At 37.8% G+C, this 24101-nt stretch carries 22 protein-coding genes; 11 read left to right on the top strand and 11 right to left on the bottom strand.

The features are described 5' to 3' along the window. Positions 1–457 precede the first annotated feature (457 nt). From H4J66_RS09570 to H4J66_RS09560, 3 genes are all read right to left on the bottom strand, one after another. The gene (locus H4J66_RS09570; RefSeq protein ID WP_310650648.1) at positions 458–1177 is read right to left on the bottom strand and encodes an LrgB family protein; all 720 of its coding nucleotides are present in this window, start codon (positions 1175–1177) and stop codon (positions 458–460) included. Continuing rightward, positions 1174–1491, bottom strand: coding sequence for a CidA/LrgA family protein (locus tag H4J66_RS09565; protein ID WP_182173703.1), 318 nt, complete (start codon positions 1489–1491; stop codon positions 1174–1176). The genes H4J66_RS09570 and H4J66_RS09565 overlap by 4 nt, the downstream gene beginning before the upstream one ends. 69 nt (positions 1492–1560) lie before the next feature. Further along, positions 1561–2496, bottom strand: coding sequence for a LysR family transcriptional regulator (locus tag H4J66_RS09560; RefSeq protein ID WP_182173700.1), 936 nt, complete (start codon positions 2494–2496; stop codon positions 1561–1563). A 342-nt stretch (positions 2497–2838) separates the two neighbouring features. Here H4J66_RS09560 and H4J66_RS09555 point away from each other — a divergent pair, with 342 nt between their 5' ends. The 11 genes from H4J66_RS09555 (at position 2839) to ribBA (ending at position 14767) form a co-directional block, all read left to right on the top strand. Next, positions 2839–4422, top strand: a complete 1584-nt coding sequence (locus H4J66_RS09555) for an isocitrate lyase (protein ID WP_182173697.1) — start codon at positions 2839–2841, stop codon at positions 4420–4422. A 340-nt stretch (positions 4423–4762) separates the two neighbouring features. Continuing rightward, positions 4763–6229 (top strand): alpha/beta fold hydrolase, encoded by a 1467-nt coding sequence (locus H4J66_RS09550; RefSeq protein ID WP_182173694.1) that lies wholly within the window; start codon positions 4763–4765, stop codon positions 6227–6229. Positions 6230–6242: 13 nt separating this feature from the next. Further along, positions 6243–6989 (top strand): ATP-binding cassette domain-containing protein, encoded by a 747-nt coding sequence (locus H4J66_RS09545; RefSeq protein ID WP_182173691.1) that lies wholly within the window; start codon positions 6243–6245, stop codon positions 6987–6989. Continuing rightward, positions 6986–8149 carry an ABC transporter permease gene (locus tag H4J66_RS09540; RefSeq protein ID WP_182173688.1) on the top strand — a complete coding sequence of 388 codons (1164 nt, stop codon included), beginning with the start codon at positions 6986–6988 and terminating at the stop codon, positions 8147–8149. The genes H4J66_RS09545 and H4J66_RS09540 overlap by 4 nt, the downstream gene beginning before the upstream one ends. 32 nt (positions 8150–8181) lie before the next feature. Then, positions 8182–8784, top strand: coding sequence for an RNA polymerase sigma factor (locus H4J66_RS09535; RefSeq protein ID WP_182173685.1), 603 nt, complete (start codon positions 8182–8184; stop codon positions 8782–8784). Next, positions 8781–9470 (top strand): hypothetical protein, encoded by a 690-nt coding sequence (locus tag H4J66_RS09530; protein ID WP_182173682.1) that lies wholly within the window; start codon positions 8781–8783, stop codon positions 9468–9470. The genes H4J66_RS09535 and H4J66_RS09530 overlap by 4 nt, the downstream gene beginning before the upstream one ends. A gap of 306 nt (positions 9471–9776) precedes the next feature. After that, positions 9777–11033: a serine hydroxymethyltransferase gene (gene glyA / locus H4J66_RS09525; RefSeq protein WP_182173679.1), complete on the top strand. Its 1257-nt coding sequence runs from the start codon at positions 9777–9779 to the stop codon at positions 11031–11033. A gap of 229 nt (positions 11034–11262) precedes the next feature. Continuing rightward, on the top strand, positions 11263–11718 hold the full coding sequence (gene nrdR, locus H4J66_RS09520) for a transcriptional regulator NrdR (RefSeq protein ID WP_070375859.1): 456 nt from the start codon (positions 11263–11265) through the stop codon (positions 11716–11718). Beyond that, on the top strand, positions 11719–12855 hold the full coding sequence (gene ribD / locus H4J66_RS09515) for a bifunctional diaminohydroxyphosphoribosylaminopyrimidine deaminase/5-amino-6-(5-phosphoribosylamino)uracil reductase RibD (protein WP_182173676.1): 1137 nt from the start codon (positions 11719–11721) through the stop codon (positions 12853–12855). Between the two features lie 55 nt (positions 12856–12910). Continuing rightward, a complete protein-coding gene (locus H4J66_RS09510; protein ID WP_182173673.1) occupies positions 12911–13576 on the top strand; it encodes a riboflavin synthase in 666 nt (221 codons plus the stop codon). A gap of 81 nt (positions 13577–13657) precedes the next feature. Then, positions 13658–14767, top strand: a complete 1110-nt coding sequence (ribBA, locus tag H4J66_RS09505; protein ID WP_182173670.1) for a bifunctional 3,4-dihydroxy-2-butanone-4-phosphate synthase/GTP cyclohydrolase II — start codon at positions 13658–13660, stop codon at positions 14765–14767. A 71-nt stretch (positions 14768–14838) separates the two neighbouring features. Here ribBA and H4J66_RS09500 read toward each other — a convergent pair whose 3' ends face one another. The 8 genes from H4J66_RS09500 to dxs all read right to left on the bottom strand — a co-directional run bounded on the left by H4J66_RS09500 (position 14839) and on the right by dxs (position 24078). Then, positions 14839–16722: a TonB-dependent siderophore receptor gene (locus tag H4J66_RS09500; protein WP_182173667.1), complete on the bottom strand. Its 1884-nt coding sequence runs from the start codon at positions 16720–16722 to the stop codon at positions 14839–14841. Between the two features lie 369 nt (positions 16723–17091). Then, complete coding sequence (locus H4J66_RS09495; RefSeq protein ID WP_182173664.1) at positions 17092–17949, bottom strand: hypothetical protein; 858 nt, start codon at positions 17947–17949, stop codon at positions 17092–17094. Then, on the bottom strand, positions 17946–18164 hold the full coding sequence (locus H4J66_RS09490) for a hypothetical protein (RefSeq protein WP_182173661.1): 219 nt from the start codon (positions 18162–18164) through the stop codon (positions 17946–17948). Before H4J66_RS09490 ends, H4J66_RS09495 begins: the two co-directional genes overlap by 4 nt. A gap of 156 nt (positions 18165–18320) precedes the next feature. Then, positions 18321–19322, bottom strand: coding sequence for a hypothetical protein (locus H4J66_RS09485; protein WP_182173658.1), 1002 nt, complete (start codon positions 19320–19322; stop codon positions 18321–18323). Positions 19323–19436: 114 nt separating this feature from the next. Continuing rightward, the gene (locus tag H4J66_RS09480; protein WP_182173655.1) at positions 19437–19784 is read right to left on the bottom strand and encodes a hypothetical protein; all 348 of its coding nucleotides are present in this window, start codon (positions 19782–19784) and stop codon (positions 19437–19439) included. 187 nt (positions 19785–19971) lie between these two features. Then, the gene (locus tag H4J66_RS09475) at positions 19972–20928 is read right to left on the bottom strand and encodes a hypothetical protein (protein ID WP_182173652.1); all 957 of its coding nucleotides are present in this window, start codon (positions 20926–20928) and stop codon (positions 19972–19974) included. A gap of 117 nt (positions 20929–21045) precedes the next feature. Beyond that, entirely contained in the window at positions 21046–22017 is a 972-nt protein-coding gene (locus H4J66_RS09470) for a hypothetical protein (protein ID WP_182173649.1), read from the bottom strand. 177 nt (positions 22018–22194) lie between these two features. Further along, positions 22195–24078 (bottom strand): 1-deoxy-D-xylulose-5-phosphate synthase, encoded by a 1884-nt coding sequence (dxs, locus tag H4J66_RS09465; protein ID WP_182173646.1) that lies wholly within the window; start codon positions 24076–24078, stop codon positions 22195–22197. Positions 24079–24101: the final 23 nt, after the last annotated feature.

Below are 24101 nucleotides of genomic sequence, written 5' to 3'. Positions count from 1 at the left end.
CAATCATTTACGCAACTTCTATTTGAATATTTAACTATGGCGTAAATATTTTTATCATAAATGTATTTAACCCTCTTTCTAAAAGAGCATTAAACATAATTAATAACATTATCTAAGTGCAATGTAGGAGGTATTATTTTTTCATGCAAGAGCTGAAAAAAAATTTCCTAAAGAAATTAGTTGTTATTTTTGTATTTTTATAAGTGATTTTTATTATATCTAAATGATAATTATAGACTATTTAGTTTTTGATTTTATTAATATCAGTTCAATAACTAATTATTGTTATTAATAATAGCTATTATAAGTACTATGAATGTAAGTTGTTTGATTTGTTTTTTCTGTGAATATAACTTTTAATAAAGCGCGTTAAGCATTTTTCATTAGAAATATTATGGTAAAGCTGTTGCAGAATACTCATCGTTATCAGTCTATATAGTGAAATCGTTGTGGGCCGTTAGCGTAAAAAAAGTACCAAAGTATTAATAATCATTGGACTAAAGATGGCAGTGATAACCGCTGAAATAATCAAAGCCAAAGAACTGTAGGCGGCATGCTCATAACTGACTTTGCTAATCGTTGCGGTTCCCAATGCATGGCTAGCCGCGCCAATAGCTAAGCCTTGTGCTTTGGGTGAGGTAACCTTAATTAAAGATAGCCAAGGAGGACCTAATAAAGCGCCAAACAATCCGGCTAAAATTATCGCAAATGCAGTGATGGAATTACTGCCATTGAGTTGTTCCGTTAATGCTATGCCAATCGGTGTTGTTACTGATTTCAAAGAAAGTGATACGGCAATATCGTATTGATTAATGGTCAATAAAGTGATGATAAAACTTATCGATATAGCGATAAATACCCCTACCAATAAGAGTACCATTATATGTCGCCATTGTTGTTTAATTGTTTGAAGATGCTGGTATAACGGGAAACCCAAAGCCACAACAGCAGGCTCTAAGAGTTTATTTAATGAGGCGGTGGCTTGGTAGTACTGTTCAAAAGGAATATTAAATATTAGCAAAAATGGGATCAGCGTTAGAATCGATAACAGCATTGGATTTAACCAGGCTTTTTTTAATTTTTGTTGTAACTTGGCATAGGCATGATAAACCGCCAGCGTAAGCAGTATAAAAAATAAGGCAGCGCTTATCATTGATAAAAGAGGTTGGCTTATCACTTTTTTTGCTCGTTAGTTGCGGCTAATTGTTGTCGATTAAGTTGTCGCTGATACACAAGTCCAACAAAAGTGAGTAATAAAAAGGTCGTAAAAAAGATAATGGCAATTAAGGTGAAGCCATGCGCTTTAATTAATTCAAAATGATTAATGATACCAACACCCGCAGGGACAAAACAAACTGCCATATTAGCCAACGCCCACTCAATACAAGGTTGAATACGCTTGGCATTAAGTATCTTAAAATGCAATAGCATAGTGAACATCATCATGCCATATAAACTAGCAGGTAAGATCGGCAGGAAAGTCTCAATCATTTTTCCTGCTAACAAACAAATGCCCACCGAGAATATACTGTAGATTATATGACTAAACATGGCGTAATATTACCCTTGTGCTGCCGCTTCAATAACCAGTTGTCTAAACCAAATATGGCTAGCATCATGATGTAATAACGGGCTCCAAATCATTTTTAATTCTATATCAGGAATGTCAAAAGGGGGATCAACAATGGTATATTTTTTATCGTCTTTGTGTAATAAAGCCGCTTTTGTTGGTAAAGTAGCGATTAAACCATCTTCATGAGCGAGTTGCATGGCAACATGATAATTACGGGTAAAAACCTTTATATCTCTTTGCTTGTCTATACGCGCTAACGCTTCATCTACCCAACCCAATTTTTGTACGTCTTTGGGATCCATACCCACCCCAACCCCAAAGCCAGTTTTTGACACCCAAACATGCTTTGACGACAGATAAGTATCTAAATTGAATTCAGCTACATAAGGGCTGTTAGCACTTAACAAACATGAGAATGAATCACGCCAGATAGTTTTCTGATGAAATGACTGTGGTAATTCATCAAAGCGGTTAATCGCCATATCAATTTTTCCAGCTTCAACATCGTGAAAAGTTACGTCACTTGGCGTCATAATATCAATGGTCACATTCGGGGCAATTTCATTTATTTTTCTTAATAAACTTGGCAGTAACGTTGATGCCGCGTAATCACTTGCCATAATGCGGAAAACACGTTGGCTGTGCTTTTCATTAAACTCTTCTTCACCCTGCAACGCTTCTTCAAGTTCTAATAAGATTTTTCTGATCACTGGTGCTAAGGCGCGCGAGCGTTCGGTGGGTACCATGCCATCAGATGTTCTTACTAATATCGGATCATTAAATAAGTTTCTTAGTCTTTTTAAACCGTTACTCATTGCCGGTTGGGTAATATTAAGCTGGCTTGCTGAACGAGTAACATTTTTTTCTCTTAATAAAACGTCAAGGTAAATAAGTAGATTTAAATCGATTTTAGCAATATTCATAGTTTTTATGACCAAAAGAAATAATATAACTAATGTATATGTCATGTACGGAAAAATAAATCAAGAAGTTTTCAGTGACTAATAAAAATATTAATCACCTTTTAAAGCGGTAATATTGAGGATTATGCTTATTACCTATTGAAAAATAAGTACAATTATTATTTGTGAATTTGGTATTTATCTTGTGAATGGTAGTGATTGATATTATATATTTTAAGAATACTCTCAGGATGTTCTAGACTTTGTCTTGTTCGGTGTGTTTGCTTTAATTTTTACTTTTTATTTTAAGTGTTGAAGCGAATAAAACCTTTTAAAAATATTACCAGACTCTTGGAGAGTGCTATGTCTAATTATCAAAATGCAATAGAAGCGGTTAAAGCGATTAAAGCAAATGCAGGTACCTCTTGGGATACGATTAATCCTGAGTCAATAGCTCGTATGAGAGCACAGAATAAATTCAAAACTGGTCTAGACATCGCTCAGTATACTGCCGACATCATGCGTCGCGATATGGATGCTTACGATGCTGATAGCTCTAAGTATACTCAGTCTTTAGGTTGCTGGCACGGTTTTGTTGGCCAACAAAAAATGATTTCTATTAAGAAACATTTTGGTGGTAAAACAGACCGTCGTTACTTATACCTTTCAGGTTGGATGGTTGCAGCGCTTCGTTCAGAATTAGGTCCTCTTCCTGACCAATCAATGCACGAAAAAACATCTGTCGCTGCTTTAGTTAAAGAACTTTATACTTTTCTTCGTCAAGCCGATGCACGAGAACTTGGTGGTCTTTTTCGCGACCTAGACGCAGCAAGTGCCGCCGATAAAGCCGCTATTCAAGATAAAATTGATAACCATGTTACTCACGTTGTGCCAATTATTGCTGACATCGATGCTGGTTTTGGTAATGCAGAAGCAACTTACCTTATGGCTAAGCAAATGATTGAAGCAGGCGCTTGTGCTCTTCAAATCGAAAACCAGGTTGCTGATGAAAAGCAATGTGGCCATCAAGATGGTAAAGTAACGGTTCCTCATGCAGATTTTCATTCAAAAATTCGTGCTTTACGTCATGCATTCCTTGAACTAGGTATCGACAACGGTATTATCGTTTCACGTACTGACTCTGAAGGTGCTGGTCTGACTAAAGAAATCGCGGTTGTTAAAACGCCAGGCGATCAAGGTGATATCTATAACTCTTTCTTAGATGTTGAAGAGATTGACGTAGCTGACATGGCTGAAGGCGATGTATGCTTTAACCGTGACGGTAAACTTGTTCGTCCTAAACGTTTACCTTCTGGTTTATACCAATTCCGTCAAGGTACTGGTGAAGAGCGTTGTGTCTTTGATAGCATCGAAGCAATTAAAGCGGGTGCTGATTTGTTATGGATAGAAACAGCGACACCTAACGTTGCCGATATCACTGCCATGATGGATGAAGTTCGTAAAGAAATTCCAAATGCTAAACTTGTTTACAACAACAGCCCATCGTTCAACTGGACATTAAATTTCCGCCAGCAAGCGTTTGACGCTATGGTTGCTACGGGTGAAGATGTATCTAACTATGTACGTGCTGATTTAATGAATGTTGATTACGATACGACTGAGTTAGCTGCATCAGCAGATGACAAAATCCGTAGCTTCCAAGCTGAGACTTCACGTAAAGCTGGTATCTTCCATCACTTAATCACGCTTCCTACTTACCATACAACAGCATTGTCTGTAGATAACCTAGCTAAAGAATACTTTGGCGACGCGGCGATGCTTGGTTATGTTGAAGGTGTACAACGTAAAGAAATTCGTCAAGGTATTGCCTGTGTTAAACATCAAAACATGTCAGGCTCTGACATGGGTGATGATCACAAAGAATACTTTGCTGGTGAGAACGCACTTAAAGCAGGTGGCGAGAATAACACCTCTAACCAGTTCTAATCACGATTAAAAACAGTTTTCTCTAGAAGTAAAAACCGAATAGCATTAAATGTTATTCGGTTTTTTTATGGTCAGGATGTACGGAATGTTGTGTTGCCATGGATGGCAATCAACGATGAATGATCACTGTTAGTCTTGCGGACTTATCGTCATGCTGAATTTATTTAAGTATCAGGATAACGGTGTATTGGACAAAATTACTGACCCTTGCTTAAAATAATACTGCTAAATGTCATTTATAAACAATCATTTAAAAATAAATGCCGCTTTATTAAAATAAACTGTAATAAAAAGTCCAAGGCTGAGACTATATGTTCGATATTTTAAAAGGAATAAAATAATGAAGATAAAATGGCAAAGTCTTTTAGCATTAAGTTTACTGAGTTTTAGCTCACTACTTTTAGCTGAAGACAATAATACACAAAATAATAATAAAGAAGTTTTAAGCTTGGAAAACTGTCACCTAAAGGGCATTAAGTCGCAAGTTCAGTGTGGCACATTACAAGTACCAGAAAATTATAGTTTACCCAAAGGTGAAAAAATAACCATTAATTTTGCGGTGCTGCCTGCTATTGATAGTAGTCAAAATAAAAAACCTTTAATGTTCTTAGCGGGTGGACCAGGTCAAGCATCAGTTGAACTAGCTGCGCATATATTTAGTACTTTTGGTGAAATTAAAAAGTCGCATGACATTATTTTAGTGGATCAACGAGGTACGGGGAAATCACATCCTTTATCGTGTGATGAAAATGAAGTAATAAACGCTTATGAAATTATTCCTGAAGACTTTTCTCCACAAGAAATCAAAGACTGTATCGCACAATTCAAAGGCGACTTAAGTCAATATAATTCAGAAAATGCTATTCGTGATTTTGATGCGGTACGCGTTGCACTCGGCCATGAAAAAATTAATATTTATGGTGGCTCTTACGGTACACGTGCGGCTTTGGTTTATATGCGCCTTTTTCCTGATGCACTTAACAGTGTCGTACTAGATAGTGTTGGTCCCATTGAAGTGCCTATTGGTACTTTTGGTCAAAGTTCCGCGCGTTCATTTAATTTATTACTCGAAAACTGCCAGCAAGATGAAAGTTGTAACAGCGCTTACCCTTCATTAAAGGATGACTTTACAGCGGTTATTGCTCAACTAGAACAAGCACCGGTAAATCTTAAAATAGCGCATCCCCGTTTAGGTACAAAGACTGACTTCGTGTTAAGTCGTAGCAAGTTTATTAGTAATTTACGCATGCAATTATACTCTATGCAAACCCGTACTTTAGTGCCCTTGGTTATACATCAAGCTTTTTTAGGTAACTATCAACCCATGATTGGTTTAATTGCCATGTCAGAAGGGGGAATGGGTATGTATGTGGGGTTAACGTTAAATATTGTCTGTAATGAAGACTTTCCTAAAATTACTACTGAAATGTTTGCTGGCGATGCCAACAATACTTTTGGTGGCAACGATAGCCATAGTGCTTGGCTGCAAGCCTGTCCGTTATGGCCTAAGTATTCGGTTAGCGATGATTTCTATCAAAGTGTTACGGCTAATATCCCAACTCTTATTTTATCAGGAAATTTAGACCCAGTAACACCGCCGAGTAACGGTGATGAATCTGCGAAAACCTTACCTAATAATCACCACATTGTTTCTAAAAACAGTGCACATATTGTTGCTTCAACGCCTTGCGGTATTGAAATTGTTAATGAGTTTCTAACAACACTCGATCCGAATGATTTAGATGAATCGTGTTTAGCTGAGTTAAAAAGTGAAACATTTATGACGCATTTAAACGGTAACCTATAAGGATATAATTATTATGATTGAAGTTAACAATTTACATAAAAGCTTTATCGATAAAAAAAATACGGTAAAAGCCCTAGATGGTTTGTCGTTTACTGCTAAAAATGGTGAGATCACCGGTATTCTAGGTCCAAATGGTGCGGGTAAGACGACTTGTTTACGTACTCTCTATGGTTTGCTAAAAGCTGATGAAGGTTCTGTATTAGTCGATGGTATTAATGTTTTAGAAGACCCTTTAGCTGTTAGGCAACGATTAGGAATCTTCCCGGACAAATTTGGTTTGTACGAGCGTTTAACTGCCTATGAACAAGTGGACTATTTTGCCAGTCTTCATGGTATGCAAGGAGCGAAGAAAAAAGCGGCAATAGCGCAAATATTTAAAGATTTAGAAATGGAAGAATTAGCGCATCGTAAAACAGTTGGCTTCTCGCAAGGGCAACGGATGAAAGTCACTTTAGCTCAGGCTTTAGTGCATCAGCCGAAAAACTTTGTTCTTGATGAACCTACTCGCGGACTCGATGTAATGAGTACACGGGTTTTGCGCAATCACTTAGCCAAATTTAAAGAGAAAGGTCATTGTATTTTATTTTCATCACATGTCATGCAAGAAGTTGCGGCTTTATGTGATCGGGTAATTATTGTTTCTAATGGTAAATTAGCCGCACAAGGCACACCACAAGAGTTATGTGATTTAGCGGGTAAAAAATTATTAGAAGATGCCTTTGTTAAATTAATTGGCTCAGATGAAGGAGTTGCCGCATGATCCAGTTTAAAGCATTATTAATTAAAGAATTAAGAGAAGCCTTTCGTGATAAACGTGCCTTGATGGTCGCGTTAAGTATGGGCTTATTCGCGCCAATAATGATTATGGTAATATCGAAAACCATGATCAAAGAAATCGTGGATAACCCGCCTATTTATGTGCAATTTACCGGCGCTGAATTTGCACCCAAATTGATCGAGAAGTTTGCCGTCAATAATATTTTACAATTTGCCGATGTACCTGAAGAAGAAAAGTACGCATGGCAAGAACGTAATATTGAAGTAGATATACCAAAAGACTTCGCTGAAAAAATGTTAGCAGGTCAGGCTATAGACGTTGTTTTACGTGCAGATTTTGGTAAGAAAGCCTCTAGTGCACCGATCCGAAGAGTCAAAGAAGTGGTACGAGAATACTCACTTGATATCGGTTATAAGCGTTTACTGGTCAGGGGAGTTGATATTAATTTATTACAACCTATTGTTCTACAAGAGCAAGATACAGCACTTCCAACCAGCAATGCAGTGATGGTCTCGATGTTTTTAGGTATCTATTTATTGATGGGCGCTTTTGTTTCGGGGCTATCAATCGCCATTGACTCGAGTGCGGGGGAGCGTGAGCGTAATGTTTTAGAGATGCTACTATGTCAGCCTGTTAGTACCCTCAAAATAGTGTTGGCAAAAATGACTTGTGCCAGTTCTATTTCAGTATTGTCTATTGTTATTATGTTGGTATTAACTACTGTTTCTGTTGGCTTTATTGATCTTACTAAAATAGGGGCAACCTTTAGTTTAAATGCCTTTAGTATTGCGGCCTTATTACTACTACTTATCCCACTATGTTTTTTTGCAACAGCTTTACAATTATTCTTTTCGTTTCAAGCGAAAAGTTTTAAAGAAGCACAGTCAACCGTCTCTATGTTAATTATGCTACCTGCTATGGTACCGTTTGCCATTATGATGATTGATGATAAGCCTGAGTGGGTGAATTGGTTACCTATTTCAGGACAATCAATGTTGATGGAAGATGTCTTCAAGGGCTTACCTGTCGATTGGACTGTGCTTGCAAGTACCACCGCAATTACAGTGGCGATGACCGTGGCATTAGTGCTGGCACTCGCACAAAAATTAAAATCAGAAAAAGTGGTGATGTCATTAAGTTAATCTTTATGACAATACGCTGAGTTGGTATTAAGATGAATAACTCGATAGAATTAACATTACAGCAACAAGACCGCTTTCAAACGGCGTATCAACATATATTGAGTTATTCTTTGAAACGTACTGCAAATTATCAGCAAACATTCACCCAATGGATGACAGAGTATGAAAAATTACTCCGTCATATCATTACCGGATTTGAAGCAAAACCGTCAATTCAAGATGAGCTTTTTCAAGAAATAGCCCTCAATCTTTGGCGGTCACTACCTAGCTTTAGAAATGATTGTACGGTAAAAACTTTTGTTGCTCGTATTGCTCATAATGTTTTAGCGACGCATGTTGCCAAAGCAGTAAAAAGTGTCAAGGTAGAGCAAAGTATTGATGATATTAGCCAAGAGACAGAGCAAGATAAAATTCAACCAACACCTCCTCAAAGCTTAGAAAAACAACGTAGACAACAACGTTTAGCTCAATCTATTAGGCAACTTAAACTTGAACAACAGCAAGTGATCACCTTAGCGCTCGAAGGCATGAGTTATCAAGAAATTGCCGATATTTTAGTGATATCTGTTAATCTTGTTGGTGTGCGTTTACAACGCGCAAAAATCGCTTTGAGTAAGTTAATGGAGGCGGTATGAACGAAGAAGATTCCCTGTTACATAAAAAAAGTAAAGTGATTTTATCTACGCAAAGTCAAGCTGAGGCGATACTTGATGTTGCAACTTTGCCCAAGAATAAAGCGACTAAACCACTTGATAGTTCGGTAATTGATGAGCAATGGGCGCAGATGAGCCAAGACTGGCAAAGCCAACCTATTATTAAAACCGATATCAACCGTTTACTTAAGCAAACAAAGCAAAGAACTGTGTGGGCTAAATCTTTATTAGCCATAGATATTATGGCTACGCTGGCTATGTTGTTTGCTGCTAGCTATATGTGGCTCAGTGGCTCGAAAGATCAAGCAACCATTATTTACTTAGGTGGTGGCGGTATTCTTTCTATTATTTTTGTAATATTTGCCATTAAAGTCCGTTTATCCGCATGGAAAATAAATTGTGGCAGTCCAGATAAAGCAATTGAACATGCCATTGTCGGTTGTCAGTCGTCTATTAGCTACATTCAGTTAATAAAGTTCTCTTGTCTCATTATTGGGCCCTTTGCCAATTGGTATGTTTTTGCTGTCACCGAGCAATCAGAAAAATCACCGATTGTTGGTCTGGCTATTTTGAATATATTTCTGGTGAGTATTTGGCTTGTCAGTCAGTATTTTTATATAAAAAGGCAAGCAGAGCTAAAACAACTAAATGATATTTTAATAAAATAAATATTGGTTATTCCTTAGTAAGGTATATTATATTTTGTTTTTCTACTCTATTTCTGTTTTAAATTTCTTGTTATTGCTTTTTTTCTTCGTTATATTCTATTGACTGTTAACGTTGATCAAAGCTGTAAAAGTTTTTATCGATAATAACAGCAACACTCTTGGCATATTAGATTACTAAATGAGCTAAAGCTTGTACCTTTATCCGTGTACAACCGAGCTGATTTCAGGCAATATACGCCGCATAAATTTTGCTATCCATTAGACAATTGTCTGTAACAGCTAAGGCTGAATAATTGAGGAAAAACCATGTTTACACGTGATATGAATATTGCTGATTTTGACCCGGAACTTTATCAAGCGATGAGCAATGAGAAAGTTCGCCAAGAAGAGCACATCGAACTTATTGCTTCAGAAAATTACTGTAGCCCGCGTGTTCTTGAAGCACAAGGTTCTCAATTAACGAATAAGTATGCTGAAGGTTACCCAGGCAAACGTTACTACGGTGGTTGTGAATTCGTAGATATCGCTGAGCAATTAGCCATAGACCGTGCAAAAGAATTATTTGGCGCAACTTACGCGAACGTGCAACCTCATGCCGGTTCTCAAGCTAATGCTGCAGTCTTTCAAGCGCTTGTTACTCCAGGTGGTAAAGTGTTAGGAATGAGCTTAGCGCACGGTGGACATTTAACGCATGGTTCTCATGTTAGTTTTTCTGGCAAGTCTTACGAAGCATTTCAATACGGTCTTCACCCAGAAACAGGTGATATTGATTACGAAGAAATGGAACGTTTAGCACAAGAACATAAACCAGAAATGATCATTGGTGGCTTCTCTGCTTTCTCTGGTGTTGTTGATTGGGCACGTATGCGTAAAATCGCAGACGGCGTTGGCGCATACTTTTTAGTTGATATGGCTCATGTTGCTGGTTTAATTGCCGCCGGTTTATATCCAAATCCAGTACCACATGCGCATGTGGTTACTACAACCACTCATAAAACATTAGCGGGCCCTCGTGGCGGTTTAATTATTTCGGGTTGTGATGACGAAGCTATCTATAAAAAATTAAACTCTGCTGTTTTCCCTGGTGGCCAAGGTGGCCCATTAATGCACATTATTGCTGCTAAAGCCGTTGCATTTAAAGAAGCATTAGAACCTGAGTTTAAAGTTTATCAACAGAATGTTTTAGACAATGCTAAAGCTATGGTTGCTGTTCTTCAGGAACGCGGTTATAAAGTTGTTTCTAACGGCACTGAAAACCACTTGTTGTTACTTGACTTAATTGATAAAGATATCACAGGTAAAGATGCTGATGCTGCATTAGGCCGTGCCCATATCACGGTAAACAAAAACTCAGTACCTAACGATCCACGTTCTCCGTTTGTAACTTCCGGTTTACGTTTAGGAACTCCGGCTATTACGCGTCGTGGTTTTGGTATTGTTGAAACACAAGCATTAACCGGTTGGATTTGTGATATTTTAGACGATATCAACAATGAACAGACAGTTACTGATGTTAAAGCCAGTGTTAAAGAACTTTGTTCACGCTTCCCTGTATACGCGTAAATTAAGCGAACGACTTTAGTGTCTTAAGCGATATAGCTGTGGCACTTATAGTCTAATGGGAATAGCTATAAATAAGTTAATGTAACAATAGCTTAATTAGACTAAAATGGCCGCATTAGCGGCCATTATTGTTTCTGTCAATTAAACAGAGCTATGTGTCGAAAGTACCGAGTCCATTAAGATAAAAATATACTTCTTGGAATCGGTATCACCTTTTTTGGAGCTTTCCATGTATTGTCCTTTTTGTCGAGCCTTAGATACGAAAGTCATTGACTCTCGTTTGGTCTCTGACGGTCATCAAGTTCGCCGTCGCCGCGAATGTCTAGCCTGTCATGAGCGCTACACTACTTTTGAAACTGCTGAGTTAGTTATGCCACGTATTATTAAAAATGATGGTTCACGTGAGCCTTTCAATGAAGATAAAATGCGTAATGGTTTAGTGCGAGCTCTCGAAAAACGTCCGGTAAGTGTCGAACAAGTCGAACTATCCATTAATAAAGTCAAATCAAAGCTACGTGCCACGGGTGAGCGAGAAGTATCGAGTGAGTTGCTTGGTAATATCATTATGGAACAATTAAAAGAATTAGATAAAGTCGCTTATGTGCGTTTTGCCTCGGTTTATCGCTCTTTTGAAGATATTCGCGAATTTAGTGAAGAAATTGCGCGCTTAGGTAATGAAAAATAGATGAAAGAATTCTCAGCCGAAGATTACCGTTTTATGCAACGGGCTATAATGCTTGCCAAACAAGGACATTTTACCACTTCTCCTAATCCGCGCGTTGGTTGTGTTTTGGTAAAAGGTGGTGAAATTGTCGGAGAAGGTTTTCATCAAAAAGCAGGTGAAGGCCATGCTGAAGTTAACGCGTTAGCAATGGCGGGTAAAAATGCGCAAGGTGCAACCGCTTATGTAACACTTGAGCCTTGTAGTCATTACGGATTAACGCCACCCTGTGCCAAAGGACTTATTCTTGCCGGTATTAAACATGTCATAGCGGCGATGGTTGATCCAAATCCTAAAGTGGCTGGTAATGGTTTGAAAATGTTAGCACAAGCGGGAATATCTTCGCAGCATGGCTTGTTAAGAGAAGTGGCTGAAGATTTAAATGTTGGTTTTATCAAACAAATGACCACAGGTTTCCCCTACGTCCGTTGTAAATTAGCGGCGAGTTTAGATGGAAAAACCGCGATGAAAAACGGTGAAAGTAAATGGATTACTTCCCCTCAAGCTCGACAAGATGTTCAGCGTTTACGTGCGCAAAGTTGTGCGATTATTAGTGGTGCTGACAGTATATTAACCGATAATGCAAAAATGACGGTACGTTGGTCTGAGCTAGGGGAATTAAAAGATAGTTATCAAGAGGAAGACGTCAGGCAACCAATAAGAGTGATTATAGATACAAAAAATCGCTTAACGCCTAACTTAGCTTTATTTAATGAGCCCAGCCCAATAATATTAATTCGTCGTACCATTGAAAACATTCATCAGTGGCCTCATTTTGTAAAGCAGGTGGCTTTACCTGTCGTCAATACATTAGCTAATGAACAGCAGATTGACTTACCTGCATTACTTCAATATTTAGCTAAACTAAATTTGAATGATGTACTCATTGAGTCAGGCGCTCGATTAGCGGGTGCTTTTATTGAACAAAATTTAGTTGATGAATTGATTTTATACCAAGCCCCTAAATTAATGGGTGCAGACAGTAAAAGCTTAGTGAATATGACAAGTATTGAAAGCTTGAGCCAAGCAAAAGAACTAAATATAATTGATTTACGTATGATCGGCAAAGATATCCGTATTACTGCTAAACTTTTATCGTAAAATTTTAGTATGGTGTCGAGTTTTACTTGACCTAAAAATGACTTAAAGAGTGATTATGTTCACAGGAATAATTGAAGCAGTTGGTAGCATTCAAGCGATAAACATTACTGGACAGGGTGCAAGAATTGTTATTTCCACCGGTTTATTAGATATGAGTGATGTTAAATTAGGTGATTCAATAGCGACCAATGGCATTTGTTTAACCGTTGTCGCTTTCGACTCATCAACTTATAGTGCTGATGTTTCTAATGAAACCTTACAGCGTACTGGCTTTGTTGACTATCAAACTGGGCAGGCTGTTAATTTAGAAAAAGCTATGTTACCCACCACTCGTTTTGGCGGACATATGGTGTCTGGTCATATCGATGCTGTGGTTGTTATAACCTCGATTGAACATAATGGAAATAGCCTAGAATACTGGCTTGAAATGCCAAATGATTTAGCGCCATATATAGCCGAAAAAGGCTCTATTACGATTGACGGCACGAGCTTAACGGTTAACAGTGTCACCGATGATAAATTTCGTTTAACGATCGTTCCTCACACTAACGCGCAAACCATTATTGCTCAATATAAAGCGGGCACTAAAGTAAATTTAGAAGTTGACTTAATTGCCCGTTATATCGAAAGGCTATTAACAAAAAAAGCCGCTAGCACGGCCGAGCACCATAGTTCAGGTGTGACTCATGAACTATTAGCACGTAATGGTTTTATGAAGTAAACAAACAAGGTGGCGTTTGTGTTCAAGCGCACTATTGTATTCCTCAAAATTATGAAAAAAAATTAAATAAAAGAGATGATCATGAATTTAAATACCCCACAAGAAATTATTGACGATATTGCTCAAGGTAAAATGGTCATTTTGATGGACGATGAAGACAGAGAAAATGAAGGTGACTTCATTATGGCTGCTGAAAAAGTAACACCTGAAGCCATTAATTTTATGGCGACTCACGGTCGTGGTTTAATTTGTATGCCGATGACTGTTGAAAAGTGCCAGCAGCTCAAGTTACCTTTGATGGTTGAAAAAAATGACGCTCAATTTAGCACAAATTTTACTGTGTCAATTGAGGCCGCTCAAGGAGTGACTACCGGAATTTCTGCTGGCGATCGTGCAACGACTGTTTTAGCTGCTGTTGCCAAAGATGCCAATCATTTAAGTATTGTTCAGCCGGGGCATATTTTTCCATTAATAGCCAAAGATGGAGGTGTATTAAATCGCGCAGGCCATACAGAAGCCGGAACTGATTTAGCGCGTTTAGCCGGTTTAGAGCCTGCCGCCGTTATTGTTGAAATACTCAATGAAGACGGTACTATGGCGCGCCGACCAGACTTAGAAATTATTGCTGAAAAGCATGATTTAAAAATGGGCACTATTGCCGACTTAATTGAATACAGAAATGCTAATGAGACCACTATTGAGCGTGTCTCTCAATGTAAGTTACCAACAGCCTTTGGAGAGTTCGATTTAACGGTATTTAAAGACACCATTGATGGACAGGCGCACTTTGCCCTAACTAAAGGTGAGATTAAAGCTGACGAACCAACATTAGTTCGTGTTCATCTAGAAAATACCTTTAGAGATTTATTATTTAGCCAACGTGAGAGTGTTGCTCAATGGCCAATGGCACATGCTTTAGAAAAAATTGCCAAAGAAGGTGGTGTTTTAGTACTTTTAGGTAAGCATGAATCTACTGCGGAGTTAATTTCTCAAGTTGAAAAATATGCGAAAATTGATGCGGGTGAAGTTGTTAATGAAATAAAGCGTCATGTTGGCTCTCGTAATGTTGGCGTAGGCTCACAAATCCTTTCTAACTTAGGTGTCAGTAAAATGCGCTTGTTAAGTTCACAAACTAAGTATCATTCGTTATCAGGATTTGGTCTTGAAGTTGTTGAATATATAGCGGAATAATTAACCTTAGTCCAAGTTTGTTCATCTATAGAAATATTTTTTATAGATGAACATTTAAGCTTGTGATTACGTTAAAATTGATAACGATAACTCACTGATATTTCTCTGCCTTTTCCAGGTACTTCACCGTTAAATACTCTTGGGTCGAAGACAACATAATCTTTATCCAGTAAATTTTGCGCAATGAATGAAAGTTGCTGTTTTTTATCAAGCTCATAAGTGACTTTACCTGAAATTAAAAAATACTGTTTTTGTATAAAACGCACATCATTAATTGGAGGTAGTATTACTTCATCTCGCCAAATACCATTAACATTAAATTTCCATTGTCCTAATTTATAGCTTAAATTGGCACTACCAAAGTGTTTAAAACTCTCATTAATGGGATCATCAAAGAGATGGGTGTAGTTGAGTGACAAACGTAATTTTCGCGTTAATTCAACACTGGCACTGCTTTCCAAGCCACTGATTTCCATATCAACATGGTTAGCAAAAGTAAATTGTGCGTCGCCATCGTCAGGAACCTTATTTATAAAGTCTCGTAAATCATTATGAAAAAAGACCAGTTCACTGGAAAAATCTTTACGTTGATATATCCAAACGAGCTCTGTTGTTTTGACAAACTCTGAGGATAAATTAGGGTTGCCGTTAGTTACACTGTCATTTGAATAAAGTTCGTTATTCACCGGTGTACGAAATGACTCACCATATTGTAATTTTAAGCTATGGTGTTTATTGGCTTGCCAAACTGCTGCGGCACGCGGTGACAGTTTATGATCAATATCTATCACCTTGTCATACCTAGCCCCTAAAAATAAACTAATATTATTGGCGACTTGCCACTTGAGTTGACTGTAAATTCCATGCATTTCTTGGGCTTGATTTAACGCTTTTGTTTCAGGCATCACAGCGATAGCGACAATTTTGTCGAGATAATTTTCATCACTAACGATAATCCGCTCTTGCTGATAATCATAGTAAGTGACGGCGTTACCCGATTGAAATTGATCAGCGCGGCGATATTCAACCCCCGAATTGAGATGAATACGTGGATTAACTATCCAACTGTGATCTAGGTTTACATCGCTTGATTGGGTCTGCCAAAAGGGCCCCACCAAAAAATCATTTTCGATAAGGCCAGACTCTTTTGCTAAGGCCATCCCAGCAGACTTGATTTCAAAGAGGCTATAAGACGCCTTAATCTCTAGCTGATGCTTGTCATTGTGCCATATCTTACTTTTACCCGATATTGAAAAGCTTTCACTGGTGTGGATATTATCTACAGAATAGCCACCAAGATTAATAAATTCATCGAGTTCATTTTCGCTATAGCGGATGTTAAGTTTATTATTTTTATAGTGTGCACCGAGTTCTAAATAGGTATTACTATAGGGGTCTTTAACTTGGCGATTCAATGGTGAGGTATATTGATGGCCATTAGACTTCTCTATCGAAATATTACTGTGTAAACGTAAGTCTTTAGATAAGTTTTTTTGCCAACTAGAAGAAAGTTGCTGATAACCTTTTTCACCTATACTTACCTTAAGCTGCTTAAATGACTGTTGAGTAATTATATTTAAAACACCTAAAAAAGCATTGCTGCCATAAAGCGCTGAACCAGGACCTCGAATAACTTCAATACGTTCAATAATACCAATGGGAATATGGGGGGTGTAAACGGAAGCTTTACCAAAGGAAACTTCATTAAGTCGCTCGCCATTGACCATAACAAGAATATAACCATTATCTAAATAAACGCCTCGGGCATGTTCTTTTGGGACCGCTCCTACCCAATCACCACGAGTCATTTGAAAGCCAGGAACAAAATTCATCACATCATAGGCATTTTTGACCCCTAATGATTCAATATCAGTGCGTTCAAAGACCGTGATTGTTGAAGGTACTGTTAGGACAGTTTCTTCAGTTTTTGTGGCTAAACTAATACGTACTTGCATTAGCTCCTTTATGCTGAGATCAAAGATGTCTTTTTCAGCGACAGCAGCAAAACTACTATTAAGGGGAACAATGAAAAGACAGCTAATAATCCAAACGAAAATTCTCATATAAATTAAAAATTAATAGCTTTGTCATTAAATTAGTTGGTTCTACCGTGCAATGCAAGCAAAAATTGACATCACTTCAGTCACCGGCTAGTTTTAGAAGCGATAGTAGAGATTAAAGCCTAAATTTAGCAACATTGCTTGTTCTATTTTAAGACTGTCAATCGCAAAGGTAACTGAAAACCAGTCACTTTTATATTGGACCTCTTGATCTGTTTTTTCAAAGTAAGCTAAAAGTTATATGGCTTTAGCCACTGGCTAGTTTTAGAAGCGATAGTAGAGATTAAAGCCTAAATTTAGTAACATTGCCTGTTCTATTTTAAGACTGTCAATCGCAAAGATAACTGAAAACCGGTCATTTTTATATTGGATTTCTGGGGCGGTATTTTCAATATCAAATGAAATCCGTGTTGATGAATTTTCGTGTGCGATATCGAATCCTAAATAATAAAAATTTTGCTCACCTTGTCTTTTATAACGTGCTAGATAACTTATTTGCTCGCTGTGATGATATAAACCGATAAAGCTTAAGTGTTCAGGTAACTCAAACTGATGTTTACTGGTCGTTTCTTTACCACGATAAACAGGTAAGTAGGCGACGCCGCCAACACTATTAATAAAAGTACCATCGGTATCTATGTTACCCGCACTAAAGCCAGATTCGTCTACGGTAAAATGGTTATAGATATCTTTTAAATCAGCGTTAATAGAGAAGTATTGGCTTAGCTGCCAACGTAAATGAATATCAATCGTTATACCTGTGCCATCGGCATCCCAATCGTTACTATTGCGGCGTTTTAAAAAATTATTGGCAGTATAAAACTCATCTAATTGTGCAATGGCAGATATATTGCCATTAAGGTCACTTGCAAGGGTACCCGTTAAGTTAGACTCCCTCGTGACATTTAAGTCCCAATAACCGACACGTATTTCACTACTAAAGTTTTCAAATTCATATTTATAGCCGATACGTAAACCATTACTACGCTGATGGAATAACTTTAATGCGATATGATATTTTTCTTGTGTGTCGAGTGCTAAATCGTTTCTGTCTAAATAGAATACTTTTGCTGTATCGCGATTTGAATAAACAAAATAATCATAGCGTTGTGCAACACTCAATGACAAGTGTTGCCAATAACTGCTCGTACCCACTTCATTTTGTGTAAAACCGTCACTAGCATTTTTTTCTGGTGATTGTTGCCAGTTGTCAGTTGCTTAACGGGTAAAATATTACTAAATGATTGGCTTGTGGTAAATACTTCAATTTTTGTTGAAGCTTGAGAAAAAGTAGATAAAAATATCAATAGTAATAAAAATAAATAATTAACGTTCATTAATTCCCTTAAGTTCTAGCGGCGTTTTCCATGATATTTATTGTAGCTAAACAAAGGTTAAGTTTAATAAAACAACTTAACTTATAAGTAAAAAAATACCAGTCACACACATGACTGGTATTTTATCTCTACTCTTTGTTTAGCTAATAATGGAGGTTACAATGTTTCGGTTGTTTCATCGGTAAATATAAACCAAATAACACCATCACGATCTTCTATATCTGCAATTTTAGTTGCTGAAGAACTTACTACAATACTACCAATAACATCGGATGTTGAATCTTCCACATCATTCATTATTAGTAATACACCTTCGCTGTTATTTACACTAAAAGCGCCTTCTTCATCAGTCTTCATATGGGCAACAAACTTACGCATATTCTGATCGCCAGGCAATTTGTAACTCATTTCAAGATCGAACTTACCGTCATCAAAAGCGGTACGTTGACCTGATAGCATTAAGTTTACTTGGTAATGACCTAAAGTTGCTTCCAATGAGAGCGCAGCACTTAAATCTAAGAAAACATCTTCGTTTTCTAATGATTCATCACTATCTGGATGCGTGTTAACACCAGAAAAGGTTCTACTCCCTATAACTATTGAAGCAATATCTTCGGCAGATAGTTCTGCTTCCACTGAACCTACACCGTCGATATATGTTGTTAAGTAAGATCCTCTTCCATTCACTATAAACTGCTTATAAGCTTCTAAAGCATTTGTTGTTGAAAAAGGATTAAAAGGTATCTGCCAATGAAGCTCAGCACTCTCCCAAGTATCAAATGCATAAAAAGGATTCTCTATTAAAGCGATGCCATCTTCATCAACTAATACGCCTTCTTCATTCATGTAATCGCTATATGTGTATGATTGCGTAAAGTAATCAGCTAAACCATCATTATTTTCATCAATAGGAGTGATTCGAACTAATAGATAAAACTCATCATCTATACCAAAAGAAGCGTGTCGGTTTATTAAGACTTCTTCTACATCTAAATCTACATCATTCGTTGAAAAAGTTCTTATATCTGTAACCTGGCCTCCCATATTACTTGTTACATGGCGAGTAAAGGTAAAGTTAGCCGTTTTCGTATAATCAACACCGTAGACTCGAGTATAAGTATCGTCTTTTACAGTAACTGTGTTGCTGTCATCACTCACCGTTATTGTAAATACATCTTCAATTGGCAAACTCGAAGTAATATTCCCTGAAAGTTCTCTTGAAGTGCCGGCAGCTATAGCAGCAATTTCCTCTTCATTTTCATGAGGAAAAATTTAGACTCTTGCTCCAGAGGATAATTTGAATTGGTATTCTCTATGCCAATTTTCTCTTTCCCATGCATATGCTGTAGCGGCATCTTTCACTGAATTGGCATGAATTCTTGATTCTTCAAGTAATTCATCAAGATCTTCATTGGTACGTGTGAAAAATGAGGTGTCAGGACTTAAAATGACAACTTCATCATTATAATTAATTAATTCGCCGTTATCATTTATTGATGTACCATCCCAGTAGTAATAAGTATAAAAGTCAGGAATACCATCATTATTTTCATCAGTAGGAACTACAGCTTCTAAATAAGCACCATTGTCGTAATCAGATGTATAAGTGTAGGTTGCCATACTGCCATACTGCCAGTCTGACTTAATGATTTTGTTAACTTTTGTTTGGTAGGTAATGAATTATTTACGTTAACTTCATCGTCTAGTGTAACGGTTGTTGTTGAAGACCATTCACCTGAAATAGCACCAGGTAGAAAAGTATAAGTTAGCGAAAACCCATCAGTAATTATCTCTGAAGATGAAGCGTTTACTGTGTTTTGTCACCTGAAACAACAACAGAAAGTATATCTGCAATAGGCGCACCAATATATTTAAACTCAGGTGCTTCATAGCTTTCTAAGTCTTGGATGTTAACAGTAATAGTTGCTTTAATTAAGTTACCTTCTTGTGAGCTAAAGCCACCACTTAAAGTCAACATTTCAGGAAGAATTTGTATATCAGTGCTTTTGCCATATCGGTCAAGTTCTCTGATGATATTACCATTGTCGTCTCTAACAAGAGAGCCATCTTCGTTTGTATATAGATCTCCGTTTTCGTCTCTGGCCCAAATAGTTTTTTCATCTAAAGTATGAACCGTAACGGGTACAAGCTTTGTCTTTATCATACCGGTAAAAGCGACGGGGTCTATTACCGTATCACTTGCTTTTTGTTCTAAGATAACTTCAAGCGATAACTCCCCAGAGGTTATTTCTCCTGCGTAGGTATCATCTTCAAGTGAGGTTCGACTAATCGCACTATCAAGGTTAACTTTTGCGAAGCTATCTTGAGTCAACGATAGCATGGCACCCGCTGATTCAATTGAACCATCAAGGTTTAAAACAATGCTTAAGCCGTCTTCAGCAAAAAAGGCTGAAGCATTCAAGCTGATTTTTTCACTACCTGAAGTGGCACTGATTTTAAATAATATGCCGCCATTAGCCGTTTCTTCATCAAGCGTTATAGAACCTACCGCACCATCAATACTCAAAAATGGGCCTATTGGGAAGGTTCCCTCCGTAATGGTGCCTGCTTCATACCTTATACCCATTTCTGATAAGGCGTCGGTAACGTCTGCTAGTAATAAAAAGCTCGCTGCTTCAGCCTCGACCATTAAACCAGCACTATCAATGAGCTCGATGTACTTGTCGCCTTCGGTGGTTATACCGGTATTGGCTTCTTTACCCACTTCAAATAAATGACTAAAGAGACGCACATCAGCAACCATAGCTTTTGCTTTAGCAATAGCATCACCTGTTGTTAGTATTTCCGTTTCAGGCTCAATGCGGCCATCTTCATCTTCATTAGCCTCTTCATATTCTGATTAGTTTTCTAAGGTAATTTCTTACTGGTCAAGCTCGCTCAGTATTTCACTGTTATCTTGGGTTGATAATATCTTATCTGCAGCTATCGCTTGAGCTGCAGCAGCGGCAACATCGCCAGCACTATCAAGAACTTCAACTAAAGACAGTTCAAAACCTTCATCGTTATCATCTTGGTGTACCAATAATGCGCCATTGTGTTCGACTATATCTTCAATAACATCGGCTAATCTATCCGATAAAACACCCGTAGTATTTTCTTGACCGGCAAACAAAACAGACATGATGCCAGCATTGATCAAGCCGTAGCGTAACTCATTAACATTATCCTCACCTGCAACACTGGTTGCATTTTCAACAGCCGTTGGCTCAAGTGCCTTTAAACTGCTCATAATATTAAAAGCATTGGCAATAATAGAAGAGTGCGCTTGTATTGTCGTTTCACTAACTCCGCTTTCATCGGCTTCTATAAGTGCTGCGGCTAAATGGGTGAGAGCTGAAATATTTACATTTGCGGTCCCTGCATTATCACTCCCTACGGTTGAAATCGCTGATAATACTAAGGTTGGATCAACAGTAGCTAGTGCTATTGTGGCGCCGTGGGCTAATTCACCACAACCTGCAGGAGCATGACATATCATCGTGGTATTTTCACCAACCGATAACTCTACTTTGATAGCGCCGTCATAATCTAAAAGGGTAATGGTATAGCTACCATCATCTTCAGTAATAATTGAAGACGCAGCTAACTCGGCATCTTCAAGTTTAACTGCTTTTCTGTCAACGTATTTATAAACAGTAACCACAGCGTTTGCTATTGTGCCTTTTATCGCTTTACCTTTGATAACGGTTTGTATGAGTACCGGAGCAGGTGGTGGTGCTATTGTGGGGGTTTTAGTGCTAGAGCTACTTGAGCCACCACAAGCGGTGAGGGCTGAAATTAGCGCAAGAGAAATAATACTTCGATTGAATTCTATTAAATAATCCTTATTCATGTATGAGAAATATATCGCGTATATTATTTAAGCAGATAAAGACAAATTTTTAAAGAAAAAAACAATAATTAGTGGTAAAAATAAGAGGGTAATTAGAGTAAAAGATAGGGGAGATAAAGATTAAGTCACTAATATTTAACTATTATTAGTGACTTTGGGTTGGAGTTTTAACAATGTTTAGCGTTCAACAAAATAGGTTATTTTATCAATAATACCTTTGCTATCTAAGCCAAGTTCCTGATGAATCTCTTGTTGGGTGCCATGCTTAATAAAGGTATCAGGTAAGCCAATATTTAATATTTTAATCGCAACACCTTGGCTTAATATATATTCATTGACTGCTGAACCTGCGCCACCCGCAATTGCATTATCTTCAACGGTCACAATAACACTATGGCTTTTTACAATGTGGTCAATAAGTGTTTCATCAAGCGGTTTTATAAAACGCATATCAATGAGCGTCGTATTTAATTGTTGAGCCGCTATCTTTGCTTCATCAAAGGTACTACCAAAGTTTAAAATGGCAACCTTTGGCTCAGCACTGTCAGTGGTTGTTTCTAAAATAGTTTTTGCTTTACCTATTTCAATTGTTTCGCCGATGTCAGGTAAAGGCGCACCGTTGCCTGACCCTCTTGGATAACGAACAGCCGCAGGACCATTATGCTTAAACCCCGTGCTAAGCATCAATTGACATTCTCGTTCATCCGATGGTGCCATAATAACAATATTTGGAACACAACGCATAAAGCTTAAATCAAATGAGCCTTGATGAGTTGGCCCGTCTGCGCCAACAATGCCGGCTCGGTCAATTGCGAACAAAACGGGTAAGTTTTGGATCGCCACATCATGAATGAATTGATCGTAACCACGCTGTAAAAAGCTTGAATAAATAGCGACTACCGGTTTTTTACCGCCAATTGCGAGACCCGCAGCAAAAGTTACCGCGTGTTGTTCTGCAATCGCGACATCAAAGTACTGATTAGGAAAGCGCTGACTAAATTCAACCATGCCGGAGCCTTCACCCATGGCAGGTGTAATGGCTATTAGTGAATCATTATTTTCTGCTGTTCTGCAGAGCCAATCGCCAAATATTTTTGAATAAGTGGGTAAACTTGGCTTACTCTTTGGCAAACTCGTTTGTGCGGGATCAAATTTAGGGACAGCATGATATTTTATTGGGTCTTGCTCTGCTGCGTGATAACCTTTGCCTTTTTTAGTGGCAATATGAAGGATTTGAGGTCCTTTTAAGTTACGCATATTAGTAATGGTATCAACCAAACCATTGACATCATGACCGTCGATAGGGCCAATGTAATTAAAGCCTAACTCTTCAAAAAAGGTACTGGGTACAACCATGCCTTTTAAATGTTCTTCGGCACGACTTGCTAATTCTTTAATAGGTGGAATACCCTTAAGTATGCGCTTACCGCCTTCGCGTATCCCTGTATATATACTGCCAGATAACAATCTAGCAAAGTGATTATTTAATGCACCAACATTTTCTGAAATTGACATTTCATTGTCATTTAAAATAACCAGCATATCGCTTTTAATATCACCAGCATGATTTAACGCTTCAAAAGCCATACCTGCTGTCATTGCGCCATCACCAATAACAGCAACAACTTTACGATTTTTGGCTTCTTGTTCTGCAGCAACGGCCATACCGAGTGCCGCAGAGATAGATGTGCTTGAGTGACCAACACTTAATACATCATATTCACTTTCTTCACGCCACGGGAAAGGGTGCAAACCATCTTTTTGACGAATAGTATGCAGTTGATCGCGTCGACCTGTTAGAATTTTATGTGGATAAGCTTGATGGCCAACATCCCATATCAAGTGATCAAAGGGCGTTTTATAAACATAATGTAATGCGACCGTTAATTCTATTGTGCCTAATCCAGAAGCAAAATGGCCACTACTTTTACTTACAGAACTTAATAAGTAACTACGCAGTTCTGTACTGGCCTGAATTAGCTGGCTCTTATCTAACATGCGCAGATCGTCAGGAGAATTTATATTGGCCAATAAAGGGTAGTCAGCAAGATTTATAGTCATATTTATTTTGTTTATTCTTTAAA

The organism is Colwellia sp. MB3u-55 (genome assembly GCF_014076785.1).
Lineage (GTDB): Bacteria > Pseudomonadota > Gammaproteobacteria > Enterobacterales > Alteromonadaceae > Colwellia_A.
Note: the sequence above shows the minus strand (reverse complement) of the source record. Positions and strands in the feature narration are given on the sequence as shown.